The sequence below is a fragment of the Pseudomonas sp. DP-17 genome, from assembly GCF_022380625.1.
Classification (GTDB): domain Bacteria; phylum Pseudomonadota; class Gammaproteobacteria; order Pseudomonadales; family Pseudomonadaceae; genus Pseudomonas; species Pseudomonas nitroreducens_A.
In genome coordinates this window covers 20584-45889 of sequence record NZ_JAKSXG010000004.1, presented here as the reverse complement: position 1 = coordinate 45889, position 25306 = coordinate 20584, and the positions used below count along the sequence as shown (strand labels likewise).

Sequence of the window (25306 nt, the reverse complement as noted above, 5' to 3'; positions counted from 1 at the left end):
CTGCCGCAAACCTCAGGTGCTCGGCAGGTAGGTGAGCACCGAGGGCCGGCCAGGTTTGCTAGTCGATAGAAGGAATTCCACAGGAAAACGGTCGGCGGTGCGCGGGGATAAAAGCGGGGTAATGCATCGTTCAGTTCCTACGTAGCAGTGAGAGGAACCCGACTCGCCCAACTTTCCACTGAAGGGTGGCGGGACCATGCAAGGGTGGAAATACCGGCTACGTAGGGCCCGGCCGGGCCGAAGCCCGCCTTGCACGATCCCGCCATAGACACCGCCTGACGGGCACAAAAAAGCGCCAATCAAACAGCCATGGCGCCACCGCGCCTACGTAGCAAAACACCGGGTTTCCACGCCCAGGTCACGACGACCGTCGCGACCCGGAGACCTTACCGGCGGCCTTGCAGGCGCAGCAACGCGGCATGCTACCGGTTCTTCCGATGCCGGTGCAGGACGCTTCCCGAGTACGTTGTCGCAATTGCGTAGGATGAATCAGGCGCCAGATTCCAGGGCAGTGCCGTGCGCATCGCGAGCAAGCTCGCTCCTACAGGTTCACTCCGCGCGGCTCCATTGGGCACCGGGCCCCACACGGGGGTGGGGCGAATACCCTGCAACTGTTTTGGCGCCCCTCTTGCAGTGCGGATAGTGCGGGCGCGTTATCCGCCCCACGAACGGCCCGTGCCCTCAGCATGGGCCGCGCCTGCCACTGAGGCAGTCGGTCAGGCGGCCGCCTGCTCCGGCGCAGTCTTTGCCACGCCTCGGCTGACCCACCAGCCGAAAATGCCGGCGGTGAAGAACATCAGCACGCCATAGATGGCCGCCGGGATCGCCATGGTCTTGTTGTTCAACAGCATGGGGCTGAGCGCCAGGGCGATGGCGAGGGTGCCGTTGTGGATGCCGATCTCCATGCCGATGGCGATGGATTGTGGCTTGGACAGTTTCAGCAGGCGCGGCACACAGTAACCCACGGCGAGGCTCAGCAGGTTGAAGCTCAGGGCCGCCGCACCGACGATGGGCGCATAGGTGAGGAAGGTCTGCCAGTCCTTGGTCACGGCCACACCGATGATCACCGCCAGCAGCAGAGCGGAGAGGATCTTCACCGGTTTCTGCAGCGCCGCCGCCACGCCCGGCAGCAGGCGCCGCACGATCATGCCGATGGCTACGGGGCCCAGTACGATGACGAATACCTGCAGCACCTTGCCGAACTGCAGCGGGATGGTCTGGCCGTCGTTCATGAAGTACAGCAGCGACAGGTTGACGATCAGCGGCATGGTGAGGATGGCAATCACCGAGTTCACCGCGGTCAGCGTGATGTTCAGCGCGACGTCACCGTGGGCCAGGTGGCTGTAGAGATTCGCGGTGGTGCCGCCGGGAGACGCGGCGAGCAGCATCATGCCCACGGCCAGCGCAGCTTCAAGGGCGAAGCCGATGGTGATGAGAAAGCACGCCAGGGGCAGCAGGATGATCTGGCAGACCAGGCCGATGAGCACGGGCCTGGGGTAGCGCGCCACGCGGGCGAAGTCGGCGACCGTCAGGGACAGGCCGAGGCCCAGCATGATGATGCCCAGGGCGATGGGCATGAAGAGCGTCAGCAAGGGATCGTTGGTCATTGTCGTTATTCTCCAACTGGAATGGGCCGATTGTTTCGGCCTCTTGGGCGCTTGTAACTGGCCTTGCAGGCCAAAACCACTTCATCCTGTAACAGAATGCGAAAGTTTGTAGCGAACGGGTCGGGATCTTGCGGAGAGAAGTTGCAGGAGCGCGCCTTGCGCGCGATCGCGGGCATGGCCCGCTCCTACAAGTTGATGCCGCGATCACCGGCCGCGTAGGAGCGGATTTATCCGCGATCGATTCCCAGCCACTCCGAGTTGGCCGGCAACCCATCGCGGACGGAGTCCGCTCCTACGGGATGATCTGCGCTCGGGGTTGCCCTGGACGATCAGATTGCGGTGGCGCCGCCATCCACCGGCAGCGCAATGCCGGTGGTGAAGCCGGCGTGGTCGCTGCACAGGTAGAGCACGGCGGAGGCGATTTCCTCGACGCGCCCCACACGGCCCACCGGGTGCATGGCGGCGGCGAACTCGGCCTTCTTCGGGTCGGCCTCGTAGGCGCGGCGGAACATGTCGGTGTCGATCACCGCCGGGCACACCGCGTTGACGCGGATTTTCTTCTTCGCGTACTCGATGGCGGCGGACTTGGTCAGGCCGATCACCGCGTGCTTGGAGGCGGCGTAGATGCTCATCTTCGGCGCGGCGCCCAGCCCGGCGACCGAGGCGGTGTTGACGATGGCGCCGCCGCCCTGTTCCAGCATCACCGGGATCTGGTGCTTCATGCACAGCCAGACGCCTTTCACGTTGACGCCCATGATGGCGTCGAACTCGCTCTCCTCGCCGTCGGCCAGCTTGCCCTTCTCGATCTCGATACCGGCATTGTTGAAGGCGTAGTCCAGGCGACCGTAGGCGGCCACGGTGCCTTCCACCAGCGCCTTGACCTCGGCGTCGCGGGTCACGTCGCAGCGGATGAAGGTCGCCTCGCCGCCCGCCGCGCGGATCAGCTCGACGGTGCCTTCGCCGCCCTTGGCGTCGACGTCGGAAACCACGACCTTCACGCCCTGCTGGGCAAAGGCCTGGGCGGTGGCGCGGCCGATGCCGTTGGCGGCGCCGGTGACCAGGGCGACCTGGCCGGAAAGCAGCTGACTCATGAGCGTTCCTCGAAGGGTTGGGGAGGCAATGGATAACCGTCGCAGTCTAGCCAGCGCGTTGCGGGCGCGAAGCACTATCAGGCGGGGCGACGTCGTTGCATCCATGCCAATGATGATTCCGCCAAATCCGGATCACTGGAACCGATGGACGAACATTCCTCCGGCGGACGGAACTTGCCCCAACGCCGCGGGCGGACTATCACCTAGGCTTTCCCCTGACTGAGTCCACTGCCATGTCCGCCCAGATCAACCGCCAGTTCCAGCTCGCCCAGCGCCCGGTCGGCGCCGCCACCCGCGACACCTTCGCCTACGTGGAAACCCCGGTCGGCGAACCCGGCCCCGGTCAGATCCTGGTGAAGAACCAGTACCTGTCGCTGGACCCGGCCATGCGCGGCTGGATGAACGACGCCAAGTCCTACATCGCCCCGGTGGCCATCGGCGACGTGATGCGCGCCCTCGGCGTGGGCAAGGTGATCGCCTCGCAGCACCCGGACTTCAAGGTCGGCGACGAAGTGAACGGCGCCCTTGGCGTGCAGGACTATTTCCTCGGCGAGCCCAAGGGTTTCTACAAGGTGGACAGCCAGCGCGCGCCGCTGCCGCTGTACCTTTCCGCGCTGGGCATGACCGGCATGACCGCCTACTTCGGCTTCCTCGACGTCGGCCTGCCCCAGGCCGGTGACACCGTGGTCGTCTCCGGCGCCGCCGGCGCGGTGGGCAGCGTCGTCGGGCAGATCGCGAAAATCAAAGGCTGCCGCGTGGTCGGCATCGCCGGTGGCGCCGACAAGTGCCGCTACCTGGTGGAAGAACTGGGCTTCGACGGCGCCATCGACTACAAGGCCGAGGACGTCAACGCCGGTCTCAAGCGCGAATGCCCCAAGGGTGTGAACGTGTTCTTCGACAACGTCGGCGGCGACATCCTCGACGCCGTGCTGGCCCGCCTGGCGCCCAAGGCGCGGGTGGTGATCTGCGGCGCGATCAGCCAGTACAACAACAAGGAAGCCGTGCGCGGCCCGGCCAATTATCTGTCGCTGCTGGTCAACCGTGCGCGCATGGAAGGCATGGTGGTGATGGATTACGCCCACCGCTTCCAGGAAGGTTTCAAGGACATGGCGACCTGGATCGCCGAGGGCAAGCTGAAGTCGAAGGAAGACATAGTCGAAGGCCTGGAAACCTTCCCCGAAACCCTCGCCAAGCTGTTCAGCGGCGAGAACTTCGGCAAGCTGGTGCTGAAGGTCTGACCGCTGCCGTTGCTGGCATGCCCCGTAGGAGCGGACTTCGTCCGCGATGGCTTCCGGCGCGATGCGGACCTATCGCGGACGGAGTCCGCTCCTACGCTTGTCCCCGCGCCGGAGTGACGCTGTAGGAGCGAGCTTGCTCGCGAACCGGCCCAGCTCCCAAGTCGCCGGTAAGTCCGTTCGCGAGCAAGCTCGCTCCTACAGGTCCTCAGTTGCTTGCATGCTCTAACTCGATGATTTCCGACAAACCCTGAACCGCCTTTCCAGCTAGGATTTCCCCTGGTCGATTCCAAGGAAGATCCCCCCGATGTCCCTCGCCCGTTGGCTGCCCGGTCTGGACAGCCTGCTGCACTACCGTTCCGACTGGCTGCCGCGCGATATCCAGGCCGGCCTGTCGGTGGCAGCGGTGCAGATTCCAACCGCCATCGCCTATTCGCAGATCATCGGCTTCCCGCCCCAGGTCGGGCTCTACGCCTGCATCCTGCCGATGCTGATCTACGCCGTCGTCGGCAGCTCCCGGCAGCTGATGGTCGGCCCGGACGCCGCTACCGCCGCGATGGTCGCCGCGGCCATTACGCCATTGGCCGCCGGCAATCCGGAGCGCCTGCTGCAACTGTCGATGATCGTCGCCGTGCTGGTGGGTGCCATGTCCATCGCTGCCGGTTTCGCCCGCGCCGGCTTCGTTGCCAGTTTCCTCTCGCGGCCCACGCTGGTGGGCTACCTGAACGGCATCGGCCTGAGCCTGATCGCCGGCCAGCTGGGCAAGATCCTCGGCTACCACAGCGAGACCAGCGGCTTCGTCCGCGGGCTGATCGCCCTGGCGCGCAACCTCGCCGATACCCACTTCCCGACCCTGGCGCTGGGCATCGGCACCCTGGCACTGATGGTCCTGCTGCCGCGCCGCTATCCGAAGATTCCCGGCGCGCTGGTGGGCGTACTCTTCGCCTCGGTCATCGCCGCTCTGTTCGGCCTGGACCAGTACGGCATCAAGCTGTTGGGCGAAGTGCCGCAGGGCCTTCCGCACCTGAGCTGGCCGAAGACCAACTACGAGGAGCTGGGCAGCCTGTTCCGCGATGCCATGGGCATCACCATCGTCAGCTTCTGCAGCGCCATGCTCACCGCGCGCAGCTTCGCCGCCCGCCACGGTTACGCCATCGATGCCAACCACGAGTTCATGGCATTGGGCATGGCCAACATCGGCGCGGGGATTTCCCAGGGCTTCGTCATCAGCGGCGCGGATTCGCGCACGGCGGTGAACGACATGGTCGGCGGCAAGAGCCAGATGGTCGGCGTGGTCGCCGCGCTGGTGATCGGCCTGGTCCTGCTGCTGTTCAGCAAGCCGCTGGGCTGGGTGCCGATGCCGGCGCTGGGCGCGGTGTTGCTGATGGCAGGCTGGGGGCTGATCGACTTTCGCGCCCTACGCGGCTTCTGGGCGCTGAGCCGGTTCGAGTTCGGCCTGTGCGTACTGACCACCGCCGGTGTGCTCAGTGTCGGCGTGCTGCCGGGCATCTTCGTCGCCATCATGCTCGCCCTGCTGCGCCTGCTGTACCTCACCTACCGCCCGCACGACGCGGTGATGGGGTGGGTGTATGGCATCGACGGCCAGGTGGAGGTCGGGCAATACCCCAACGCGCACACGCTGCCGGGCCTGGTGATCTACCGCTTCGACGCGCCGATCCTGTTCTTCAACGCCGACTACTTCAAGCAGCGCATCCTCGAGGTGGTGACGCAGACGCCGAATGCGCGCGCGGTGCTGCTCAATGCCGAGGGCATCCTCAACCTGGATATCAGCGGCCTGACGACGTTGCGGGAAGTGCAACAGACCCTCGATGCGCAGGGCGTGCATCTGTCGCTGGCGCGGGTGACTGGCGAAACCCTGGCGATGCTCAAGCGCTCCGGCGCCCTAGGCGAGGTGAAGCCGCCGCTGGTATTCAGCTCGGTGCGTGCGGGCGTCAATGCCTACCGCCGCTGGCACCAGCAGCGCAAGCGCGAGCAGGCGGCCAGCGCCCGGGCGTCACAGGCGGAACTGCCCGACCAGTCCCTGTAGTTCACGGCTGAGCTGCGCCAGCTCGACGCTGGAAGACGCGGTGGATTCCATGGCCTGCGCCGACTCGTCGGCTATGCCACGGATACTGCTGACGCTGCGGCTGATCTCCTCGGCCACCGCGCTCTGCTGCTCGGAAGCGGCGGCGATCTGCTGGTTCATCTGGTGGATCACCGCCACCGCCGAAGCGATGGTGCCCAGCGCGGCCTCGGTCTGCACCGCGTCGCCCACGGTCATTTCCACCAGGGCGTGGCTGCGCTGCATGCGCTGTACCGAAGTGCTGGCGCCGTTCTGCAGGGCGGCGATCAGCGTCTCGATCTCGGCGGTGGACTGCTGGGTGCGCCGCGCCAGTGCCCGTACTTCATCGGCGACCACGGCGAACCCCCTGCCCTGCTCGCCCGCCCGCGCGGCCTCGATGGCGGCATTGAGCGCCAGCAGGTTGGTCTGCTCGGCGACGTTCTTGATCACATCCAGCACGCTGCCGATGCTCTGGCTCTCGCGGCCGAGCTGCTCGATGCTCTGGGTGGCCGCGCGCACGGCCTCGGCCAGTTGCTCGATGCGGCCGAGCGTCTGGCGCACCACATCCTGCCCGCTGGCCACCTTGCCGTCGGCCTGTTCGGCGGAGGTGGCGGCCTCCTCGGCATTGCGCGCCACATCATGGACGGTGGCGGCCATCTGGTTCATCGCCGTGGCGACCTGGTCGGTCTCGGCCTTCTGGCTGTTCACCCCGTGCTGGGTGCGCTCGGTGACGCTGGACAGCGCCTGCGCCGAGGCGGAGATACGCCCCACGCCGTCGCTCAGGCGGCTGACGATGCCCCGCAGGCTGTCCGTCATGCTGCCGACCGCGCCCATCAACTGGCCGACTTCATCCTTGCGCCGAACCTCGACGCTCACGCTCAGGTCGCCCTCGGCAATGCGGCGTGCCATGCCGATCACCTGGCGCAGCGGGCGAACGATCATCCAGGTGATCAGCAGCGAAGCCAGCGCGCCCACCAGCAGTGCCAATGCCGCCGAAGCGACGATCAGCAGGGTGTTGGTGCGCAGCTGGGTCTGCATGGCCGCGCGCTGGGCGGCGTAGGCGTCGTCGACCTGCCGCATGACCTGGGCCGCGCGCTCGTTCATTTGCGCGTGGACCTGCTTCTCCTGCTCGAGGCTGGCGGTGTAGTCGTCGAGCTTCTCGACGAAGGCGTTGATGTTGGTGATGACGTCCTTGAGCACCGAGACGTAGGTCGGGTCGGTGATGACCTCCTGCAGCTTGGCGGACAGCTCCAGCGCCTCGGCGGCGGACTTGATGCGGCCACCCTCGGCTTTCTCCTCGCCGGTCTTTTCGTCACCGCCGGCGTCCAGGCGCGAGCGCGCCTCGTCCAGGCCCTGCAGCACCAGGCGATAGAGCTGGCTGACCTGGGCGGCCTGCTGCAACAGCTCCTCGCCCTTCTGGCCCTGGGAATCCTTGAGCTCGTAGGCGCCGTCATCGGCCAGGCTGGATTGCAGGATGTCCAGGCTGTTGGACGCACCGTTCACCGACCAGGTGGCGGCGTCCAGCGACAGGCGCCGGCTCTTGCTGGACTTCTCGAACTTCTCGAACGCCGCCAGGTAATCGGCAATGCCCTGCTCCACCTGCTGCATCGCAGCGGCCTCGCCCGCCTGGGCCTTGAGCCGCGCCACCGCCTCGCCGAGTATCCCGGCGTGCTCGCGCAGGCGCTTGGCGGAGGCGTCGCTGGCATCGATGACGAAGTCCTTCTCGCTCTGGCGCATCTCCAGCAACTCGCGGTTGATGGTCGACATGTCACCGAGCAGGTCGAAGCGCTGGGCAATCGTCCGTAGCGCGGTCACGCCGATCGCCGCCACCACGGCGGTCAACAACAGCACCAGGCCGAAGCCGATGGCCAGTTTCTTCGCCGTTCCCATATCGGCCAGACGACGCTGCACGAAGGCAAACATGGCTTCTCCCCCCATCCGCAATGGCGTTGCAGGAAATCCCCGAAGGTCTCCTGATCGTTATCGCTGCTTTTGGCCGGAACATTAGGAGTACCGCCCACCGACTGGATAGAGGGCGCGACGGTGATGGCACGGTGATGCTGCACAGAGATACGCGGAGGTCGCATCCAGAACACTTAACAGGACTTTCCCGGCGCGGATACGGAAATTGCCGACAGCGAGCTGACAGCCCGACCGTTCAGATTCCGACACCTGACTTTCCCTATCAGGTGCTCGGATGAATGCCTACTACCAACTGGTTCTACAACGCCCGCTGGCGGGATTCGCCCACCCACTCCAACTGCCGGAGCTGTATCGCGAGCAGCGCCGCCTCGACCCATTGCTGCTGGCTCGCGGACACATGCCGATCCGCAGCTTCGTCTGCCCGCTGGCCTGCGACGAGGTCAAGGGCGAATGGCTGGACTGCTGGTTCGATGCCCAGACCGGCTGGCGCCTGGTGCATGGCATCGTCAGTCTGATACACGCCAGCACGCAGGACTTCCCCCGCTGCGACCCACTGCTCTCCGAACTCTTCGCCCTTGGCGAACGACTGGACGTGGCGCGCATGGGTGGCATCCACTGGCAGCTTGGCCTGGAGCTGGAGTTCGCCTGACGCTGTCGCGCCAGCACGGAGTCCTACTTCGGACGAATCATGCTGAAGGTGTCGCGGGTGCGGCTGTATTGCGTGCCGCCCAGGCGTCCGACCAGATCCAGCTTTGCCGGGTCGACGTGGCGCTCGTCCTGCATCACCGAGTCATCGACGTGCGCCAGCAGCACGCGGGCGAAGATCAGCAGGCTGGAAGGGTTCTCCGCCGGGTACGGCATGATTTCCGCCAACCGGCACTCGAAGGCCACCGGCGCGCCTGCCACACGGGGTGGCGCCACGCGTTCGCTGGGGACCGTGGCAATGCCGGCGTGGTCGATCTCGCTGACGCCGTGGGGCAGCCAGGCGGCAGTCGCGTTCATGGCTTCGGCCTGGGCGGCGCTGACCAGGTGGATCACCAGCTCGCCGGTCTCGCGGACATTGCGCAGGGTGTCCTTGACGCTGCCATCCTCACGCACGCTGGTGTTGACCAGCAGGGTCGGCGGCGAATCGCTGATGACCTGGAAGAAGCTGAACGGCGCGAGGTTGCTCTGGCCGTCCGCGGACAGCGTGCTGACCCAGGCGATGGGCCGCGGCGTGACGGTGGAGGCGAGCCAGCGATAGGCCTCGGCCTTGGACAGTTGGGTGAAGTCGAGTTGCATGTCGAAATCCGGGCGATGCGAGAGGGAATGCGCGGGCCGCTTCGCGCGGCCCGGCGGTGCACGGCTCAGCGGCCGGCGCGGGATTCCTTGATGTAGAAGCGCGCGCGGCTGGCCTTGTCGGAGCAACCGGTATAAGCCTCGACCTGCTGCTGGGTCTTGGCGGCGGTCAGCAGGCCGACGGCCTTGGAGTAGCTGACGGTGCCGGCGAAACCTTCGGCCTTGGCCAGGTCCAGCTCGTGCCAGGCGGCGTCCAGCTGCGAAGCACAGCTGTCGCGGTTGACGGTCTTGCCCGAGCAGCCGGCGACGGCGAGCAGCAGGGCGATGATCACGGGAATGCGCGGCATGACGAAACTCCTGGAAGTATTCGGGGGTGAATCCAGCTTAGAACGCGGCGCAAAGGCCTGCCGGACGGCGCCGCAGTATGCCACCGGACGGATGGCGTTCAAGCGACTACTACACTGATTGCCCACGGGATAACCCGGCAAGGAGAAGGACCATGGTGCACCAGGGCAGCTGCCATTGCGGGCAGATCGCGTTCGAAGTGGAAGGGGATGTCGGTGAAGTCGTGTCATGCAACTGCTCGATCTGCCGCCGCAAGGGCTCGCTCCTGTGGTTCGTCCCGCGCGGCAAGCTGAAGCTGACGACTCCTGAGAGTGCCATGAGCACCTATACGTTCAACACCCACCGCATCGAACACCGCTTCTGCCCTACCTGCGGCTGCGCGCCCCTGGCCTACGGAGCGATGCCGGACGGCACGCCGATGGCGGCGATCAATGTGCGCTGCCTGCCGGGCGTGGACCTGGCGGGGCTGACAGTGAAGGAGTACGACGGCAAGAGCCGGTGACTGCGCAGCAGGCGCCGCCACCGTGGCTCACCTCGTTGTGGCACCGCCCGCTCCTGCTGGGAGGCAACGAGCTGGCCTGGGAGCCATCGCGGACGAAGTCCGCTCCTACCCAGGGCCCTGCATGTGCGTAGGAGCGGACTGCGTCCGCGATCGGCCGCCTGTCGCAGAGGGCTCAATCACCGCTCGGCGCGGAACCGCAGGTACTCGACCACTTCATCCTGGGTGCCACGGAATTCCACGCGCTCGCCCTTGCTCTCGCGCTGGAAGGCATACATCGGGTCGTAGTACTCGCCCAGCAGCCCTTCGATCCAGCCACGATGCAGGTCCACCGCGCCGCTGCGTTTCTGCTCTTCCAGGGCTTCATCCATGATCGCCGCCAGGCGCTGGTAACGCTCGCCTCCCAGGCGCTTGACGATGCCCGACAGGCTCTTGCGCAGGTAGGCGGCGAAAGAGTCGAAGCCGCCCTCTTCACCCACCACCTGCACATGGTCCGCGCACAAGTCGACCACGTAGTCCTTAAGGATGCGCTCCACGCGCTGCTCGAAACTGTCTTCCAGCCACACCAGCGGGTAGTGCTGCATGCCCTGGTACAGCTCCAGCGGTACCGAGCAACTGCCGACGATGCGACCCTCGTCTTCCAGCACGAACTGCTCCATGCCCGCGTGGCGCTTCTTCAGGATGTCGATGGCCAGGCGGTTCTCGAAATCGATCTGCGCCGGCTGCGGCGTGGCGCGGCGGCCGAAGGCGGAGCCGCGATGGTTGGCGTGGCCTTCGAGGTCCAGGCTGTTGGCCAGCTGGGCGATGACCTCGGTCTTGCCGGTGCCGGTCAGGCCGCCCACCAGTACGAACTGGCATTCCTCGACAGCGGCGCGGGTGGTGTCGAACAGGAAACCGCGCATCGCCTTGTAGCCGCCGACCACGCGCGGGTAGTCGATGCCCGCCTCGGACTTCAGCCACTGCTGGGTGATCTGCGAACGCAGGCCGCCACGGAAGCAGTACAGGTAGCCCTCGGGATTGGCCCTGGCGAAGTTCGCCCAGGCCTCGATGCGTTCAGCCTTGAGCTTGCCGCAGACCAGTTCGTGGCCCAGGGCGATGGCCGCCTGCTGACCGTGCTGCTTGTAGCTGGTGCCGACCTTCTGCCGTTCGATGTCGTTCATCAGCGGCAGGTTGATCACGTTGGGGAACGCGCCCTTGCCGAATTCGACCGGGGCACGCACGTCCATCATCTTCACATCACCCAGGAACAGCTCGCGGTAGTGGCGGGTGTTGTCGCGCATCACGCCACCTCGACCGCGTGACGCTGTCGGCCGACCAGTTCGCCGATGGACGACAGCTCCATGCCCAGTTCTTTCGCCGTGGCGAGGAACTGCGCCTCGCCTGCAGGCTCCACCGCCACCAGCAGGCCGCCGCTGGTCTGCGGGTCGCACAGCAGCAGCTTGTGCAGCTCGGGCAGCGGCGCGATGCGCTCGCCGTAACTGTCGAAATTGCGCAGGGTGCCGCCCGGCACGCAGCCGGCCTCGAGGTAGTACTCGACGCTGGCCAGACGCGGCACGGCATCGTAGCGGACGCGGGCAGTCAGGCCGCTGCCGTCGGCCATCTCGACCAGATGGCCGAGCAGCCCGAAACCGGTGACGTCGGTCATCGCCTTCACACCCTCGAGCTTGCCGAAGCGCGCCCCGGGCTTGTTCAGGGTGCACATCCAGTCGCGGGCAACGCCGACGTCCTCGGCGCGCAGCTTGGCCTTCTTCTCGGCGGTGGTGAGGATGCCGATGCCCAGCGGCTTGGTCAGGTACAGCTTACAGCCGGCGGTGGCGGTGTCGTTGCGCTTCATGAAGCGCTTCTCCACCAGGCCGGTGACGGCCAGGCCGAAGATCGGCTCGGGAGCATCAATGGAGTGCCCGCCGGCCAGCGGGATACCCGCTTCGTCACAGACCTTGCGACCACCGGCGATCACCTCGCGGGCAATTTCCGGTGCCAGCACGTTCACCGGCCAGCCGAGGATGGCAATCGCCATCAGCGGGTCACCGCCCATGGCGTAGATGTCGCTGATGGCGTTGGTGGCAGCAATACGGCCGAAGTCGAAGGGATCGTCGACGATCGGCATGAAGAAGTCGGTGGTGGATACCACGCCGCGCTCGGCGTCGATTTCGTAGACGGCGGCGTCATCGCGCGAGGCGTTGCCGACCCACAGCTTGGGGTCGAGGTTCTGCGCGCCGCTGCCCGCGAGGATGACTTCCAGGACCTTGGGGGAAATCTTGCAGCCACAACCGGCACCATGGCTGTACTGGGTCAGGCGGATCGGTTCGCTCATCAGGAGGCTCCGGCAGGGAAATCAAACGGCGATTCTAGCAAAGCCCGGCTTGGCGCGGCCGCTGCCCCCGGCGTATCGTCGCAGGGTTCGTCACGCGGAGTTGCCCCATGTCAAAACAGATCGCGCTGGTACTCGGTTCCGGCGGCGCGCGCGGTTATGCGCATATCGGAGTGATCGAGGAGATCGAACGACGCGGCTATGAAGTGGTGTGTATCGCCGGTTGCTCCATGGGCGCGGTGATCGGCGGCATCTACGCCGCCGGCAAGCTGGGCGAGTACCGCGACTGGGTGGAAAGCCTGGACTACCTCGACGTGCTGCGCCTGCTCGACGTCAGCTTCCGTCTCGGCGCCATTCGCGGCGAGCGGGTCTTTGGCAAGATCCACGAAATTCTTGGCGAGATCGACATCGAACAGCTGCCGATTCCCTACACGGCGGTGGCCACCGACCTCACCAACCAGCAGGAAATCTGGTTCCAGGAAGGCTGCCTGCACCAGGCCATGCGCGCCTCGGCGGCGATCCCCAGCCTGTTCACCCCGGTCATGCAGGGCACCCGCATGCTGGTTGACGGTGGCCTGCTCAACCCGTTGCCGATCGTCCCGGTGGTCTCGACCCACGCGGACCTGATCATTGCGGTCAACCTCAACGCCACCAACCAGCGCCAGTATTCGCTGCCGGTGATCGAGCGCCCGGCAGCGCTGAAGGGCCGCTTCGACTCGGTGATATCCGGGCTGTCGAACAAGCTGAGCTTCTTCCGCCGCGGCGAAGTCGAGCCGCCACCCGAACTGATCGCCGACGCCCTGCTCCACCCGATTCCGGCGGCCTCCGAAGAGCCCGCCGAGCCGGAAATGCAGCAACCCGCCGCCGCCCCGCAGGCCAAGGGCTCGCCGCGCTCGGCCACCGGCAGCCACGTAATCGACAGCAGCAGCCCGGCCTCGCTGCTGGAACTGGTGAACCAGAGCTTCGAGGTGATGCAGACGTCGTTGGCGCAGTACAAGATCGCCGGCTACCCGCCGGACATCCTGATCAACGTTCCCAAGCGCGTGTGCCGCTTCTTCGAATTCTACAAGGCCCCCGAACTCATCGCCCTCGGCCGGCAGATCGCCAGCGATACGCTGGATCGGTATGAGGCGGAGAATCCGTATTGACCGACCAGCGGAAGGCTTTTGCCACGCGAGGTAAACGGCGTATGCTTTGGCAAATTTTGCCATTTCCAAGAGAGCCGGCATGAGCACGATGAATATTTCCCTGCCTGAAGCATTGAAAGGCTTCGTCGATGATCAGGTCAGCCAACGCGGCTACGGCACCAGTAGCGAATATGTACGCGAGCTGATCCGCAAGGACCAGGACCGCCAGCACCTGCGTGAGCTACTTCTGGCCGGTGCTGCATCCGAGCCAGGTGAAGCCGTGGATGATGGTTACTTCGAAGCGCTGCGTGACCGCGTGCGCAGGCGCGATTCGTGAAAGCTCGCCCGGTCAGACCCCGGGCCATAGCCCGGCGGGATGTCGCAAAGTCCTTGGAATACTATCTGAGCGAAGGTGGCGAGAAGGCCGCCTTCGGCTTCATTGACGAGCTACAACGCGCCTATCAGTTGATTGCACGAAACCCCTCAACAGCCTCTTCACGATATGCCCACGAACTGAACATTCCAGGCCTGCGCAGTTGGCCTCTGAAACGCTATCCACACTTGGTGTTCTTCATTGAGCGAGCCGACCACATCGATGTCTGGCGAGTGCTTAATGGCAAACGGGATATCGCCGACTGGCTGCTGACCAACGAAGGCTAATGTCGCAACTCGTAGGAGCGCCTCATGGGCGCGATCGTGAGCATTGCCCGCGCAGCAGAGGAATGCGCGAGGTCAGACCTCGCGCAAGCGGTAGCCAACACCAGCTTCAGTGACAATGAAACGCGGTGTCGCCGGGTCGTCAGCAAGCTTTTGGCGGAGATGGCCAACGACCACCCGCAGGTAGTGCGTGTCCTCGGTGTGCGTCGGCCCCCAGATATCCTTGAGCAACTGCTGCTGGGTCACCACCCGGCCGATATGTCGCGCCAGGGTCGAGAGCACGGCGTACTCCTTGCGGGTCAGCGAGACCTCTTCGCCATCGAGCAGTACGCGACGATAGGAGAAATCCACGCTCAATGGCCCGACCGCAACCACCGCTTCCTGTGTCTCGCCGCTCGCCCCCTGGCGCAGCAGCACACGGATGCGCGCGAGAAACTCCTGGATGCCGAAGGGCTTGGTCACGTAGTCGTTGGCGCCGCTGTCCAGCGCCAGCACCTTCTCGCTTTCGCTGGCGCGCACCGAGAGCACCAGCACCGGCACCTGCGACCACTCGCGCAGTTCGCGCAGCACGTCCTGGCCATCCTTGTCCGGCAGGCCGAGGTCGAGCACCACCAGGTCCGGACGGCCCAGCGCAGCCTGGGCCAGGCCCTCCTCGCCGATGCCGGCCTCCAGCACCTTGTAGCCACCGGCGCTGAGGCTGATGCGGAGGAATTTGCGGATCTGCGGTTCGTCGTCGACGACCAGGATGGTGGCGGCGCTGGCGTTCATTGGGAGCCCGGACTGACTGGGGGCGTCCAGCTTGAGCCTTTCAGACAGCAGCATCAAGTTGCTCCAGGTCCGGCTGCTGCTGCAACGGCAGGTGCAGCACAAGGGTGGTGCCGCGCCCGTCGATGCCGTCCTCCACCGTGATCCGCCCGCCGTGGGCGCCGACCATGCCCTGGCAGATCGCCAGGCCCAGCCCGGTGCCCTGCCCGCCGCGGTCGCCGCGGGCAGCGGTGTAGAACATGTCGAAGATCTTCTCGCGCTCGGCCGGCGGAATGCCGGGCCCTTCGTCACTGACCAGGAAGCGCAACTCGTCATCGCCCTGCTCCACCGCCACCCGCAGGCGGCCCTGGGGCGGCGAGAAGCGCGCGGCGTTTTCCAGCACGTTGACCAGCGCCTGTTCGATCAGCGCGGCGTGCACATAGAGCAGCGGCAACTCCGGCGGCACACGGGTTTCCACACGGTACGGGGCAACCACCGCGCGCAGGCGATTGAGCGCACTGCCGACGATGTCGCCGGGCGATACCCAGTCGCGCGACAGCTTCAGGCCTCCATGGCCGAGTCGGGTCATGTCCAGGAGGTTCTGGATGTAGCGGTCCAGGCGCTCGGCCTCGTCGCGGGTGCTTTCCAGCAGTTCGCGGCGATCCGGCGGCGGGATCGCATCGCCCAGGGCAAGCAGGCTGTCGATGGCGCCGCGCATGGAGGTCAGCGGCGTACGCAGGTCATGGCTGACCGAGGCCAGCAGCGCGCTGCGCAGTTGTTCGGTTTCGCCATGCAGGCGCGCAGCTTCCAGGTCTTCCGCCAGACGCGCACGGGCCAAGGCTTGCGCCAGCGGTTGACCGAGAGCAGCCAGCAGGCGGCGGCGCGACCCGGACAACGGTTGCGAATCGCGCGGGCTGACGCCGAGCAGCGCCAGCGGGCCGTCCTCGCCGGACAGCGGCCACCACCACCAGCGCCCGCCCGGCAGCGTGCCGGTGCCCAGGCCGGCGGGCTGGTCGTGCTGCCAGGCCCAATCGGCGGCGGCGCGCTCCGGGTCTTCCAGCGCGCGATTGAGGCCGCCCTCGGGTTTCCACTCGCCGTTGACCCGGCCGAGCAGGCAGATATCCAGGCCCTCCCAACCGCCGAGTTGCTGCGCGGCGGCGGCCATCACCGCCTGGCGGTCGGTGGCGGCGGTCAGCTTGCGCGACAGCTCGAGCATCTGGCTGGTCTCTTCCTGCGTCTCGCGCAGCGCCTGCAATTGTCGGCGCTGGCGGGCCGCGAGGTTGCCGGTGAGGCCGGCCATGAGCAGGAAGAACAGCAGGGTCAGCACGTCCTCTTCGCGCTGGATGGAGAAGGAGAAGTGCGGCGGGATGAACAGGAAGTCGTAGGCCAGGAACGACAGCACCGCGCAGGCCAGCGCCGGGCCGAGGCTGCTGCGTACCGCCACCAGCAGCACGGCGGCGAGGAACACCAGGGAAATGTTCGGCAGCTCCAGCACGCTGGCGACGCCCCAGGCCAGGGCGCTGGCGCAGCCGGCGGCGAGCGCGGCCAGCGCGTAGTTGCCCCAGGGCCACGGCGTTTGCGGGCGAGCCTTGGGTGGCGCAAGGTCGGCCTCGCTGTCGAGCACGCTGATCTCCAGGCCGTCGCCCAGGCGCAGCAGACGCGCGGCAAGGCCGCCGCCGAACAGCTGGCGATACCAGCGCTGCCGCGAGCGGCCGACCAGAACCAGCGTGGCGCGGCGCTCCTTGGCGTGTTCGACCAGGGTTCGTGCGACCTCTCCGCCGCGCAGTTCGACCACATCGCCCCCCAAACGCTCGGCCAGTTGCTGGGCGTTCTGCAACTGCATGCGCGACTCTTCGCTGCGCGGCTCACCGGTCTCCACGTGCACCAGCGACCAGGGCAGGTGCCGGCGCTCGGCCACGCGGCTGGCATGGCGCACCAGGCGCTCGGCGTTGTGCTCGCCGTCCACGCCGACCAGCAGACGGCCGCGCACGGCCGGCGCCTCGCTGCCCTGCTGGCGATAACGGTGAGCCAGGTCGTCATCCACCCGCGCGGCGGCAGTCTGCATGGCCAGCTCGCGCAGCGCGGTGAGGTTGGTCTGGCTGAAGAAGGCGTCGATGGCGGCGCGGGCCTGCTCGGGCACGTAGACCTTGCCCTCGCGCAGGCGCTCCAGCAGCTCACGCGGCGGCAGGTCCACCAGCAGCAGTTCGAAGGCCTCCTGCAGCACCCAGTCGGGTACGGTTTCGCGCACCTGCACGCCAGTGATGTCACGCACGTGATCGTTGAGGCTTTCCAGGTGCTGGACGTTGACCGTGGTATAGACATCGATGCCGGCGGACAGCAGCTCCTGAATGTCCTGCCAGCGCTTGGCGTGGCGGCTGCCGGGGGCGTTGCTGTGGGCCAGTTCGTCCACCAGTGCCAGCGTCGGCGGGTCGGCCAACAGGCCGTCGAGGTCCATTTCCTCCAGGGTGATGCCGCGGTAGACCGAGCGCTTGAGCGCCTGCTGCGGCAGTCCCGCGAGCAGGGCTTCGGTCTCGGCGCGGCCGTGGGTTTCGACGACGCCGACGCGCAGCTTGACGCCCTGGCGCAGCTGGCTCTGGGCGGCCAGCAGCATGGCGTAGGTCTTGCCGACCCCCGGCGCGGCGCCGAGGAATACCTTGAGGCGGCCGCGACCCACGGGGGGCAGGTCGGCCAGCAGGGCGTCAGCGCGGTTGGGGTCGGTCATGGGGCTATCCTCGGAGCGCTTCGGGCGCTCGTTTCACAGTTGCCGGAGTGCGGAAAAAATCCCTCACCCCAACCCTCTCCCCAGGGGAGAGGGAGCTGTCCGCTGCAGGTCGGCGACTTCGTGCACCGGCCTGGACGGCTCTGGCGCTGGAGTCTAGCGAGGCAGGCTGGCCAGGGCCATGTTCAGCGCCAGTACGTTGACCACGGCGGGGCCGATCAGCGGGCGTTCGGTGTTGGCTTCCACCAGCTTTTCCAGGCTCGCTGCGGGCACGCCGCGCTCCAGGGCGATGCGTGGCACCTGGTACAACGCGGCGGCGGGCGGCAGCTGCGGGTCGAGGCCACTGCCGGAGGTGGTGACCAGCGCCAGCGGCACCGGCTGCGCGCCGATCTGCTGGGCGGCAGCATCCTTGGCGATGCGTTCGGCCAGCGCCGGGTTGCCGGGCGCAAGGTTGCTGGCGCTGCTGGAGACGGTGGCGAAGTCGCCCGCCGAGGGGCGCGAGTGGAACCACTGGGCGCCGTCGAACTTCTGCGCGATCAGGGCCGAGCCGCGGACGTTGCCGTTCTCGTCACGCACCAGGCTGCCGTTGGCCTGGTCGTGGAAGGCCACCTGGGCGATGCCGGTGACGGCCAGCGGATAGGCGACGCCGGTGACGGCGCTGAGCAGGACCAGCGAGGCGATGGCGGGACGGAGTTGGTTGAGCATGTTGGTGTTCCTCTTTGGCGTTCAGTGCGTGCTACATGAGTAGCGTTCGTAGGATGGGTGGAGCGGAGCGATACCCATCGCGGTTCGGCGATCTGTTGGGTATCGCTTCGCTCCACGCCAACCTACAAAGGGCGTCAGGCGAGGCCGACGGCAACGAGGATCATGTCGATCACCTTGATCCCCACGAACGGCGCCACCAGCCCGCCCACGCCGTAGATGAGCAGGTTGCGCCGCAGCAGCTGCGAGGCATCGCTGGCCTGCACGCGCACGCCGCGCAGGGCCAGGGGGATCAGCGCGACGATGATCAGTGCGTTGAACACGATGGCCGAGAGGATGGCGCTCTGCGGGCTGGCCAGTTTCATCACATTGAGTACGCCCAGCTGCGGGTAGATGCCGGCGAACAGCGCGGGGAGGATGGCGAAGTACTTGGCCACGTCGTTGGCCACCGAGAAGGTGGTCAGCGCACCACGGGTCACCAGCAGCTCCTTGCCCACCTGGACCACGTCCAGCAGCTTGGTCGGGTCGCTGTCCAGGTCCACCAGGTTGGCGGCCTCGCGGGCGGCCTGGGTCCCGTCGTTCATGGCCATGCCGACATCCGCCTGGGCCAGCGCGGGCGCATCGTTGGCGCCGTCGCCGCACATGGCGACCATGCGGCCCTCGCCCTGCTCCTGGCGAATGCGTGCCAGCTTCTTCTCCGGCGTGGCTTCGGCGATCACGTCGTCCACGCCCGCTTCGGCGGCGATGGCAGCAGCGGTCAGCGGGTTGTCGCCGGTCACCATCACGGTGCGGATGCCCATGCGGCGCAGCTCGGCGAAGCGCTCGCGGATGCCCGGCTTGACCACATCCTTGAGGTGGATGGCGCCCAGCAGCTCGCCGTCGGCCACCACCAGCAGCGGCGTGCCGCCGCTCTGGGCGATGCGCTCGATCTCCTTGGCCAGGCTTTCGGGCATCTGCGTGCGGCCCAGGCCGACGAAGGCCAGCGCCGCGTCCACCGCGCCCTTGCGGTAGACATGGCCATCGAAGTCGATGCCCGACAGGCGCGTCTCGGCGCTGAAGGCGACCGGAGTCACGCGGTTGCGCTCCGGCTCCGGCAGGATGATCTGCGCCCGCAGGAACTCGACGATGGACTTGCCCTCGGGCGTGTCGTCGGCCAGCGAGGCGAGGAACGCGCCCTCGGCCAGCTCCAGCGGCTGCACGCCGGGGGCGGTGTGCAGGGCGCTGCAGCGGCGGTTGCCGAAGGTGATGGTGCCGGTCTTGTCGAGCATCAGCACGTGCACGTCCCCCGCCGCTTCCACGGCGCGGCCGGACTTGGCGATGACGTTCAGGCGCACCAGGCGGTCCATGCCGGCGATGCCGATGGCCGAGAGCAGGCCACCGATGGTGGTGGGGATCAGGGTCACCAGCAGCGCCACCAGGAACACCAGCGGCAGGTTGCCGCCGGCGAACAGGGCGAAGGGCTTCAGGGTGACCACCACCAGCAGGAAGATCAGCGTCAGGCCGATCAGCAGGATGTCCAGCGCGACTTCGTTGGGGGTCTTCTGGCGCTTGGCGCCTTCGACCAGGGCAATCATGCGGTCGAGGGTGGACTCACCAGGGTTGGCGGTGATCTTTACCAGCAGCCAGTCGGAAACCAGCCGGGTGTTGCCGGTCACGGCCGAGCGGTCGCCACCGGACTCGCGGATCACCGGAGCGGATTCGCCAGTGATGGCGGCTTCGTTGACCGCCGCCACGCCTTCGATCACCTCGCCGTCGCCGGGGATCAGCTCACCGGCTTCGACGCGCACCACGTCGCCCTTGCGCAGGCTGCTGGCGGCGACTTTCTCGAAATTGCCGCTGCTGGTGCGGCGCATCGCCTGCAGGCCCTGGGTGCCAGCCTTGAGGCTATCGGCGCGGGCCTTGCCACGGCCCTCGGCCAGAGCCTCGGCGAAGTTGGCGAAGAGCACGGTGAACCACAGCCATACGGCGATCTGCACGGCAACGAAGGTCGGTACAGCTTCACCACCGACCACGCAGAGCACGGTGGTCAGCACGGCGGTCAGGGCCACCACCAGCATCACCGGCGAGCGTTGCAGCTGGCGCGGGTCGAGCTTGACGAAGGCCTGCAGCAGCGCCGGTTTCCACAGGGCGGACAGCGCGGTGGTCGGGCGTTTCTCGACGGCCTTGTTCAGGGCCGGTTCCTGGGTTTTCGCATTCATTGCGACAGCTCCTCAGAAGCCAAGCGTCAGGTGATCGGCCACCGGGCCCAGCACCAGCGTCGGCAGGAAGTTCAGGCCGCCCACCAGCAGGATGGTGGCGGTCAGCAGGCTGACGAACAGCAGGCCGTGGGTCGGGAAGCTGTTGGGGCCGACCGGGGTGGCCTTCTTCGCCGCCAGGCTGCCGGCGATCGCCAGCACCGGGAGGATGTAGCCGAAGCGGCCGATCAGCATGGCCAGGGCGATCATCAGGTTATGGAAGGGGGTGTTGGCGCCGAAGCCGGCGAAAGCCGAGCCGTTGTTCGCGGTGCCGGAGGTATAGGCGTAGAGCAACTGGCTGAAGCCATGCGGCCCCGGATTGGTCACCGCCGACGCCGGGCCCGGCAGGCTGGCGGCGATGGCGCCGAGCACCAGCACGCCCACCGGCATCACCAGCAGGGTCGCCACCAGCAGGCGCACTTCACGGGCTTCGAGTTTCTTGCCGAGGTATTCCGGGGTGCGGCCGACCATCAGCCCGGCGAGGAAGACGGCGATCAGCACGAACAGCAACATGCCGTAGAGGCCCGCGCCGACGCCGCCAAAGATCACTTCGCCGACCATCATGTTGAGCATCGCCACCATGCCCGACAGCGGGTTGAGGCTGTCATGCATGGCGTTCACCGAGCCGTTGGAGGCCGCCGTGGTGGTTACCGACCAGAGCACGCTGGCAGTAGTGCCGAAGCGGCTTTCCTTGCCCTCCAGCGGAGCGACCTGCTCCACCGGCAGCGCACTGAGCGCCGGGTTGGGCTGGTACTCGGCCCACAGCGACGCACCCAGGCCCAGGGCGAACAGCACCAGCATGCAGCCGAGGATGGCGCGGCTCTGGCGCAGGTCCTTCACGTAGTGGCCGAAGGTGAACACCAGCGCGGCCGGGATCAGGATGATCGAGGAGACCTCGAACAGGTTGCTCCAGATGGTCGGGTTCTCGAACGGGTGCGCCGAGTTCACGCCGAAGAAGCCGCCGCCGTTGGTGCCCAGTTGCTTGACGGCGATCTGGCTGGCTGCCGGGCCCAGCGGAATGGACTGGTCGGCGCCCTGCACGGTCAGCGCGTGGGCATAGTCGAGGAAGGTCTGCGGCACGCCCTGCCAGACCAGCAGCAGCGCCAGCAGCAGGCACAGCGGGATCAGCCCGTAAAGCGTGGCGCGGGTCAGGTCGACCCAGAAGTTGCCCAGGTTGTTCGTCGACTTGCGCGAGATGCCACGGGCCAGCGCCACCAGCACGGCCAGGCCGACGGCGGCGCTGACGAAGTTCTGCACGGTCAGGCCGAGCATCTGGCTCAGGTAGCTGAGCGAGGCCTCGCCACTGTAGGCCTGCCAGTTGGTGTTGGTGACGAAACTCACCGCGGTGTTGAACGCCAGCGTCCACTCCAGGCCCGGCAGGTGTTGCGGATTGAGCGGCAGCAGCCCCTGCAGCATGAGGATGGCGAACAGCAGCACCAGCCCCACCAGGTTGAACGCCAGCAGGGCCAGGGTGTAGCGCTTCCAGTCCTGCTCGTCTTCGGGGTGGATGCCGCAAGCACGGTAAATCGCCCGCTCCACCGGCAGGAAAATCGGGCTGAGGAAGGTGCGCTGCCCTTCCATCACCTTGTAGTAGAAGCGCCCGAGGAAGGGCGCCGGCACCAGCACCAGCGCCAGGAAGGCAACGATCAGCAATACGTCATGGCTGTTCATGGCCACTCCTAGGAACGGTCGGCGCGCAGCAGCGCCACCAGCAGGTAGATGAACAGCCCGGTCGCCAGGACCAGGGAAACACCGTCGAGCACGCTCATGATCTATTTCTCCTCACGCGGGCGACTCCATCGCTTGGGCGGCCGTTGCCGCCTGACGGAAATTTTCCGCAAGCTGCGCGTAAAGGAGCGATTCCCGACCCCGGCGGGCGGCATAAAGAAAGCGTAAAAAACCGCTCTGGCACGGTTGTCGGAAAGCTTTGTATCGGCATCGATACAGAGCGGACACGCTGGCGACACCCGTCGACTGCAGCCTCGCCGACCATGGCCCGCGCTCGCGATGACGGGTTAGCATGCGTTCGTCGCACGCCCATCGAGGCCTTTGGCCACCCTGCCCTACGTTTTCCTGCGACAGGTCCCTTCATGCAACTCACCACTTCCGACGACCCACGCCGCTGGACTATCCGTGCCCTGCTGGTGGATGACGACGAGCCGATCCGCGAGCTGCTCTGCGGTTATCTCGCGCGTTTCAACATCGAGGCCCATGGCGTAGCCGACGGCATCGGAATGCGCCGCGCACTGGAGAACGGAAGTTTCGACGTGGTGGTACTGGACCTGATGCTGCCCGGCGAGGATGGCCTTTCCCTGTGCCGCTTCCTGCGCGCCGAGTCGGACATCCCGATCCTCATGCTCACCGCCCGTTGCGAGCCGGCGGACCGCATCATCGGCCTGGAGCTGGGCGCCGACGACTACATGGCCAAGCCCTTCGAGCCGCGCGAGCTGGTAGCGCGAATCCAGACCATCCTGCGCCGCGTGCGCGGCAGCAGCGGCCCCAGCGAGGAAGGCGCACGTGGTGAACCGCGCGCCCAGGTGCGCTTCGACCAATGGCGCCTGGATAGCGTGCTGCGCCAGCTGCATGCACCCGATGGCCTGGTTGTGCCGCTGTCGAACGCCGAATTCCGCCTGCTCTGGGTGTTCCTCGAACGCCCGCGGCGGGTGCTCAACCGCGAGCTGCTGCTGGACGCCGCTCGCGGCCGCGCCATCGAGGCCTTCGACCGCAGCATCGACCTGCTGGTCTCGCGCCTGCGGCAGAAGCTCGGCGACGATCCGCGCTCGCCGCGGCTGATCAAGACCGTGCGCGGCGAGGGGTACCTGTTCGATGTCCGCGACATCGCCTGAGCCCGCGCCCGAGCGCGCCAGGGAAAAACCGCTGCAGCGTGCCGACAGCCTGTTCGCCCGGCTGTTCGGCGTATTCCTGCTGGCCATCGTGATCGCCCACCTGCTGGCCTTTGCCTGGTTCCACCATTACGGCCCGCACCGGCCCGACATGCCGCCACCACCGCCGCCGGAGCAGGGCTTCGAGCACGGCCCGCCGCCGCAAGGCTTCCAGCCGCCACCCGAGGGTTTCCGTCCGCCTCCGCCGCCGCGCCTGCCGTTCTGGAGCGCGCCGTTCGCCTTCCAGCTGCTGGCGCTGATCCTCGCCGCCGGCATCGGCGCCCGCCTGCTGGCGCGTCCGGTGCAGCGCATGGGCGACGCCGCACTGCGCCTCTCCGAAGACCTGGACAGCCCGCCCCTGCCGGAAACCGGCCCGCGCGAAGCGCGCCAGGCCGCCCACGCCTTCAACCGCATGCGCGAACGCATCCGCGAACAGGTGCAGCAGCGCAGCCGCATGCTGGTGGCGGTCTCCCATGACCTGCGCACCCCGCTGTCGCGCCTGCGCCTGCGCGTCGAGGAAATCGACAACCCGCAGCTGCGCACGCGTATCGGCCAGGACCTGGCCGAGATGATCGGCATGCTCGACTCCACGCTGCACTACCTGCAGCAGGAGCGCGCCACCGAGCCGCTGCAGTGGTTCGACGTGAAGGCCCTGGCCGACTCCCTGGCCGAAGACGCCTGCGAACGTGGCGCCGATGTCGGCGTCGAAGGCGTCTGCGCGCCGCTCAAGGTGCAGCCCATGGCCTTGCGCTCGTGCCTGAACAACCTGCTGGACAATGCCCTGCGCTACGCCGGCGAGGTCAGCATCGAGCTGCGCGACGGTACCCGCGAGGTGGAAATCCGAGTGCGCGACCACGGCCCGGGCATTCCCGCCGAGCTGCGCGAGCAGGTGTTCGAACCGTTCTTCCGCCTGGAAGGCTCGCGCAACCGCAACTCCGGCGGCGTTGGCCTGGGCCTGGCCATCGCCCGCGATGCCGCGCGGCGCCAGGGCGGCGACCTGACCTTCGAGGAAACCCCGGGCGGCGGCGCCACCGCCGTGCTGCGCCTGCCACGAGGCTGATGTAGAGCGACGCATACAAGGCGCACAAACCCTCGACACAGACGCCACCGAGGCTGCGAAAACCGGAGAACCCTCCGGGCAACCATGGAGACAGTCCTATGATCAGCGGCGTCAGCAGCTACTCGAGCTATTACACCGGCTCGACGCTCGCCAGGACCCAGACCGCCAGCAGTTCGACCGGCACCCAGGCCGGCAACTGCGGAGGCAACCAGGGCGCGGCGAAATTCCAGGAAGACCTGTTCAAGTCCATCGACAGCGATGGCGACGGCAACCTCACCAAAGACGAGCTGACCAGCGCTCTGTCTTCTGGTGACAGTGACAGCAGCATCGATGTCGACGACCTGCTCGCTCAACTGGACAGCGATGGCAGCGGCGGAGTCTCGCAGGACGAGCTGTCGGCCGCCATGCCTCCGCCGCCGCCCGGCGGCATGGGTGGCCCAGGAGGCGTGGCCAATGCCGGCGGGTCCGGCGAGGAGTTGATCAGCGCGCTGGACACCAATGGCGACGGCGTCATCAGCGCCGACGAACTGGCAGCCGCCGGCAAGGACGACGCCAGCGACCCGCTCAGCCAGGTGTTCAGCCAACTCGATGCCGACGGCAGCGGCGGCGACGAGCCGACCAGCGCGTTCCAGGCCCAGCGCCCGGACGATGGGCCACCGCCTCCCCCACCATCCGCCAGCCAGTCCGACACGGACTCCCACACCACCGCGGCCTACCAGAAGCTGGTGGCCAACCTGCTCAAGCAGTACCAGAGCAGCGATGCCACTGCGCTCCAGGCCACCAGCGGCAGTCTGGTGAACATCGCCGCCTGACCTGCCCGGCACCGCCAC

General features: G+C 67.0%; 23 protein-coding genes. 10 read left to right on the top strand and 13 right to left on the bottom strand.

From position 1 onward, the window contains the following. Nucleotides 1-716: 716 nt before the first annotated feature. The gene (locus tag MJ122_RS09575) at nucleotides 717-1607 is read right to left on the bottom strand and encodes a bile acid:sodium symporter family protein (protein WP_088417546.1); all 891 of its coding nucleotides are present in this window, start codon (nucleotides 1605-1607) and stop codon (nucleotides 717-719) included. 329 nt (nucleotides 1608-1936) lie between these two features. Next, a complete protein-coding gene (locus MJ122_RS09570; protein ID WP_081520647.1) occupies nucleotides 1937-2698 on the bottom strand; it encodes an SDR family oxidoreductase in 762 nt (253 codons plus the stop codon). Between the two features lie 233 nt (nucleotides 2699-2931). On the opposite strand from MJ122_RS09570, the gene MJ122_RS09565 reads away from it, so the two are divergent. Together MJ122_RS09565 and MJ122_RS09560 are read left to right on the top strand one after the other, a co-directional pair. Further along, entirely contained in the window at nucleotides 2932-3936 is a 1005-nt protein-coding gene (locus MJ122_RS09565) for an NADP-dependent oxidoreductase (RefSeq protein WP_088417547.1), read from the top strand. A 304-nt stretch (nucleotides 3937-4240) separates the two neighbouring features. After that, nucleotides 4241-5980, top strand: coding sequence for a SulP family inorganic anion transporter (locus tag MJ122_RS09560; RefSeq protein WP_088417548.1), 1740 nt, complete (start codon nucleotides 4241-4243; stop codon nucleotides 5978-5980). On the opposite strand, the gene MJ122_RS09555 is transcribed toward MJ122_RS09560, so the two are convergent. Further along, nucleotides 5948-7918: a methyl-accepting chemotaxis protein gene (locus MJ122_RS09555; RefSeq protein WP_239743957.1), complete on the bottom strand. Its 1971-nt coding sequence runs from the start codon at nucleotides 7916-7918 to the stop codon at nucleotides 5948-5950. The genes MJ122_RS09560 and MJ122_RS09555 overlap by 33 nt on opposite strands. A 274-nt stretch (nucleotides 7919-8192) precedes the next feature. Between MJ122_RS09555 and MJ122_RS09550 the strand changes: the two genes are divergently transcribed. Further along, nucleotides 8193-8567, top strand: coding sequence for a hypothetical protein (locus tag MJ122_RS09550; RefSeq protein WP_088417550.1), 375 nt, complete (start codon nucleotides 8193-8195; stop codon nucleotides 8565-8567). Nucleotides 8568-8590: 23 nt separating this feature from the next. Here the strand turns inward: MJ122_RS09550 and MJ122_RS09545 are convergent, their stop codons facing one another. Then, nucleotides 8591-9199 (bottom strand): flavin reductase family protein, encoded by a 609-nt coding sequence (locus tag MJ122_RS09545; RefSeq protein WP_088417551.1) that lies wholly within the window; start codon nucleotides 9197-9199, stop codon nucleotides 8591-8593. A 65-nt stretch (nucleotides 9200-9264) separates the two neighbouring features. Continuing rightward, a complete protein-coding gene (locus tag MJ122_RS09540; protein ID WP_017517358.1) occupies nucleotides 9265-9543 on the bottom strand; it encodes a hypothetical protein in 279 nt (92 codons plus the stop codon). Nucleotides 9544-9695: 152 nt separating this feature from the next. Here MJ122_RS09540 and MJ122_RS09535 point away from each other — a divergent pair, with 152 nt between their 5' ends. Continuing rightward, a complete protein-coding gene (locus MJ122_RS09535; RefSeq protein WP_088417552.1) occupies nucleotides 9696-10043 on the top strand; it encodes a GFA family protein in 348 nt (115 codons plus the stop codon). Between the two features lie 176 nt (nucleotides 10044-10219). Here the strand turns inward: MJ122_RS09535 and mnmH are convergent, their stop codons facing one another. After that, a complete protein-coding gene (mnmH, locus tag MJ122_RS09530) occupies nucleotides 10220-11320 on the bottom strand; it encodes a tRNA 2-selenouridine(34) synthase MnmH (protein ID WP_088417553.1) in 1101 nt (366 codons plus the stop codon). Further along, nucleotides 11320-12354: a selenide, water dikinase SelD gene (gene selD, locus MJ122_RS09525; protein WP_088417554.1), complete on the bottom strand. Its 1035-nt coding sequence runs from the start codon at nucleotides 12352-12354 to the stop codon at nucleotides 11320-11322. Before selD ends, mnmH begins: the two co-directional genes overlap by 1 nt. A 107-nt stretch (nucleotides 12355-12461) precedes the next feature. Here selD and MJ122_RS09520 point away from each other — a divergent pair, with 107 nt between their 5' ends. The 3 genes from MJ122_RS09520 to MJ122_RS09510 all read left to right on the top strand — a co-directional run bounded on the left by MJ122_RS09520 (nucleotide 12462) and on the right by MJ122_RS09510 (nucleotide 14138). After that, complete coding sequence (locus MJ122_RS09520) at nucleotides 12462-13499, top strand: patatin-like phospholipase family protein (RefSeq protein ID WP_088417555.1); 1038 nt, start codon at nucleotides 12462-12464, stop codon at nucleotides 13497-13499. 79 nt (nucleotides 13500-13578) lie between these two features. Beyond that, nucleotides 13579-13815, top strand: a complete 237-nt coding sequence (locus MJ122_RS09515) for a type II toxin-antitoxin system ParD family antitoxin (protein WP_017517363.1) — start codon at nucleotides 13579-13581, stop codon at nucleotides 13813-13815. Then, nucleotides 13812-14138 carry a type II toxin-antitoxin system RelE/ParE family toxin gene (locus MJ122_RS09510; RefSeq protein WP_239743955.1) on the top strand — a complete coding sequence of 109 codons (327 nt, stop codon included), beginning with the start codon at nucleotides 13812-13814 and terminating at the stop codon, nucleotides 14136-14138. Before MJ122_RS09515 ends, MJ122_RS09510 begins: the two co-directional genes overlap by 4 nt. Nucleotides 14139-14210: 72 nt before the next feature. On the opposite strand, the gene MJ122_RS09505 is transcribed toward MJ122_RS09510, so the two are convergent. The 6 genes from MJ122_RS09505 to kdpF all read right to left on the bottom strand — a co-directional run bounded on the left by MJ122_RS09505 (nucleotide 14211) and on the right by kdpF (nucleotide 22303). Continuing rightward, nucleotides 14211-14903, bottom strand: coding sequence for a response regulator (locus tag MJ122_RS09505; RefSeq protein WP_239744320.1), 693 nt, complete (start codon nucleotides 14901-14903; stop codon nucleotides 14211-14213). A 40-nt stretch (nucleotides 14904-14943) separates the two neighbouring features. Beyond that, entirely contained in the window at nucleotides 14944-17601 is a 2658-nt protein-coding gene (locus MJ122_RS09500) for a sensor histidine kinase KdpD (protein WP_239743953.1), read from the bottom strand. Between the two features lie 153 nt (nucleotides 17602-17754). Beyond that, entirely contained in the window at nucleotides 17755-18303 is a 549-nt protein-coding gene (gene kdpC / locus MJ122_RS09495) for a potassium-transporting ATPase subunit KdpC (protein WP_088417558.1), read from the bottom strand. Between the two features lie 134 nt (nucleotides 18304-18437). Continuing rightward, nucleotides 18438-20498, bottom strand: a complete 2061-nt coding sequence (gene kdpB / locus MJ122_RS09490; RefSeq protein ID WP_239743951.1) for a potassium-transporting ATPase subunit KdpB — start codon at nucleotides 20496-20498, stop codon at nucleotides 18438-18440. A gap of 12 nt (nucleotides 20499-20510) precedes the next feature. Then, nucleotides 20511-22205, bottom strand: coding sequence for a potassium-transporting ATPase subunit KdpA (kdpA, locus tag MJ122_RS09485; RefSeq protein WP_239743949.1), 1695 nt, complete (start codon nucleotides 22203-22205; stop codon nucleotides 20511-20513). Between the two features lie 8 nt (nucleotides 22206-22213). Next, complete coding sequence (gene kdpF / locus MJ122_RS09480; RefSeq protein ID WP_009618573.1) at nucleotides 22214-22303, bottom strand: K(+)-transporting ATPase subunit F; 90 nt, start codon at nucleotides 22301-22303, stop codon at nucleotides 22214-22216. Between the two features lie 321 nt (nucleotides 22304-22624). Between kdpF and MJ122_RS09475 the strand changes: the two genes are divergently transcribed. The 3 genes from MJ122_RS09475 (at nucleotide 22625) to MJ122_RS09465 (ending at nucleotide 25288) form a co-directional block, all read left to right on the top strand. After that, on the top strand, nucleotides 22625-23380 hold the full coding sequence (locus MJ122_RS09475) for a response regulator (protein WP_088417561.1): 756 nt from the start codon (nucleotides 22625-22627) through the stop codon (nucleotides 23378-23380). Further along, nucleotides 23361-24476, top strand: coding sequence for a HAMP domain-containing sensor histidine kinase (locus MJ122_RS09470; protein ID WP_239743946.1), 1116 nt, complete (start codon nucleotides 23361-23363; stop codon nucleotides 24474-24476). Before MJ122_RS09475 ends, MJ122_RS09470 begins: the two co-directional genes overlap by 20 nt. A gap of 98 nt (nucleotides 24477-24574) precedes the next feature. Then, entirely contained in the window at nucleotides 24575-25288 is a 714-nt protein-coding gene (locus MJ122_RS09465; protein WP_239743943.1) for an EF-hand domain-containing protein, read from the top strand. The last annotated feature ends 18 nt before the right edge of the window (nucleotides 25289-25306 follow it).

Coding starts and splice junctions, on each gene's coding strand:
- MJ122_RS09575 (WP_088417546.1), bottom strand. CDS start 1,607: ATGACCAACGATCCCTTGCTGACGCTCTTCATGCCCATCGCCCTGGGC.
- MJ122_RS09570 (WP_081520647.1), bottom strand. CDS start 2,698: ATGAGTCAGCTGCTTTCCGGCCAGGTCGCCCTGGTCACCGGCGCCGCC.
- MJ122_RS09565 (WP_088417547.1), top strand. CDS start 2,932: ATGTCCGCCCAGATCAACCGCCAGTTCCAGCTCGCCCAGCGCCCGGTC.
- MJ122_RS09560 (WP_088417548.1), top strand. CDS start 4,241: ATGTCCCTCGCCCGTTGGCTGCCCGGTCTGGACAGCCTGCTGCACTAC.
- MJ122_RS09555 (WP_239743957.1), bottom strand. CDS start 7,918: ATGTTTGCCTTCGTGCAGCGTCGTCTGGCCGATATGGGAACGGCGAAG.
- MJ122_RS09550 (WP_088417550.1), top strand. CDS start 8,193: ATGAATGCCTACTACCAACTGGTTCTACAACGCCCGCTGGCGGGATTC.
- MJ122_RS09545 (WP_088417551.1), bottom strand. CDS start 9,199: ATGCAACTCGACTTCACCCAACTGTCCAAGGCCGAGGCCTATCGCTGG.
- MJ122_RS09540 (WP_017517358.1), bottom strand. CDS start 9,543: ATGCCGCGCATTCCCGTGATCATCGCCCTGCTGCTCGCCGTCGCCGGC.
- MJ122_RS09535 (WP_088417552.1), top strand. CDS start 9,696: ATGGTGCACCAGGGCAGCTGCCATTGCGGGCAGATCGCGTTCGAAGTG.
- mnmH (WP_088417553.1), bottom strand. CDS start 11,320: ATGCGCGACAACACCCGCCACTACCGCGAGCTGTTCCTGGGTGATGTG.
- selD (WP_088417554.1), bottom strand. CDS start 12,354: ATGAGCGAACCGATCCGCCTGACCCAGTACAGCCATGGTGCCGGTTGT.
- MJ122_RS09520 (WP_088417555.1), top strand. CDS start 12,462: ATGTCAAAACAGATCGCGCTGGTACTCGGTTCCGGCGGCGCGCGCGGT.
- MJ122_RS09515 (WP_017517363.1), top strand. CDS start 13,579: ATGAGCACGATGAATATTTCCCTGCCTGAAGCATTGAAAGGCTTCGTC.
- MJ122_RS09505 (WP_239744320.1), bottom strand. CDS start 14,903: ATGAACGCCAGCGCCGCCACCATCCTGGTCGTCGACGACGAACCGCAG.
- MJ122_RS09500 (WP_239743953.1), bottom strand. CDS start 17,601: ATGACCGACCCCAACCGCGCTGACGCCCTGCTGGCCGACCTGCCCCCC.
- kdpC (WP_088417558.1), bottom strand. CDS start 18,303: ATGCTCAACCAACTCCGTCCCGCCATCGCCTCGCTGGTCCTGCTCAGC.
- kdpB (WP_239743951.1), bottom strand. CDS start 20,498: ATGAATGCGAAAACCCAGGAACCGGCCCTGAACAAGGCCGTCGAGAAA.
- kdpA (WP_239743949.1), bottom strand. CDS start 22,205: ATGAACAGCCATGACGTATTGCTGATCGTTGCCTTCCTGGCGCTGGTG.
- kdpF (WP_009618573.1), bottom strand. CDS start 22,303: ATGAGCGTGCTCGACGGTGTTTCCCTGGTCCTGGCGACCGGGCTGTTC.
- MJ122_RS09475 (WP_088417561.1), top strand. CDS start 22,625: ATGCAACTCACCACTTCCGACGACCCACGCCGCTGGACTATCCGTGCC.
- MJ122_RS09470 (WP_239743946.1), top strand. CDS start 23,361: ATGTCCGCGACATCGCCTGAGCCCGCGCCCGAGCGCGCCAGGGAAAAA.
- MJ122_RS09465 (WP_239743943.1), top strand. CDS start 24,575: ATGATCAGCGGCGTCAGCAGCTACTCGAGCTATTACACCGGCTCGACG.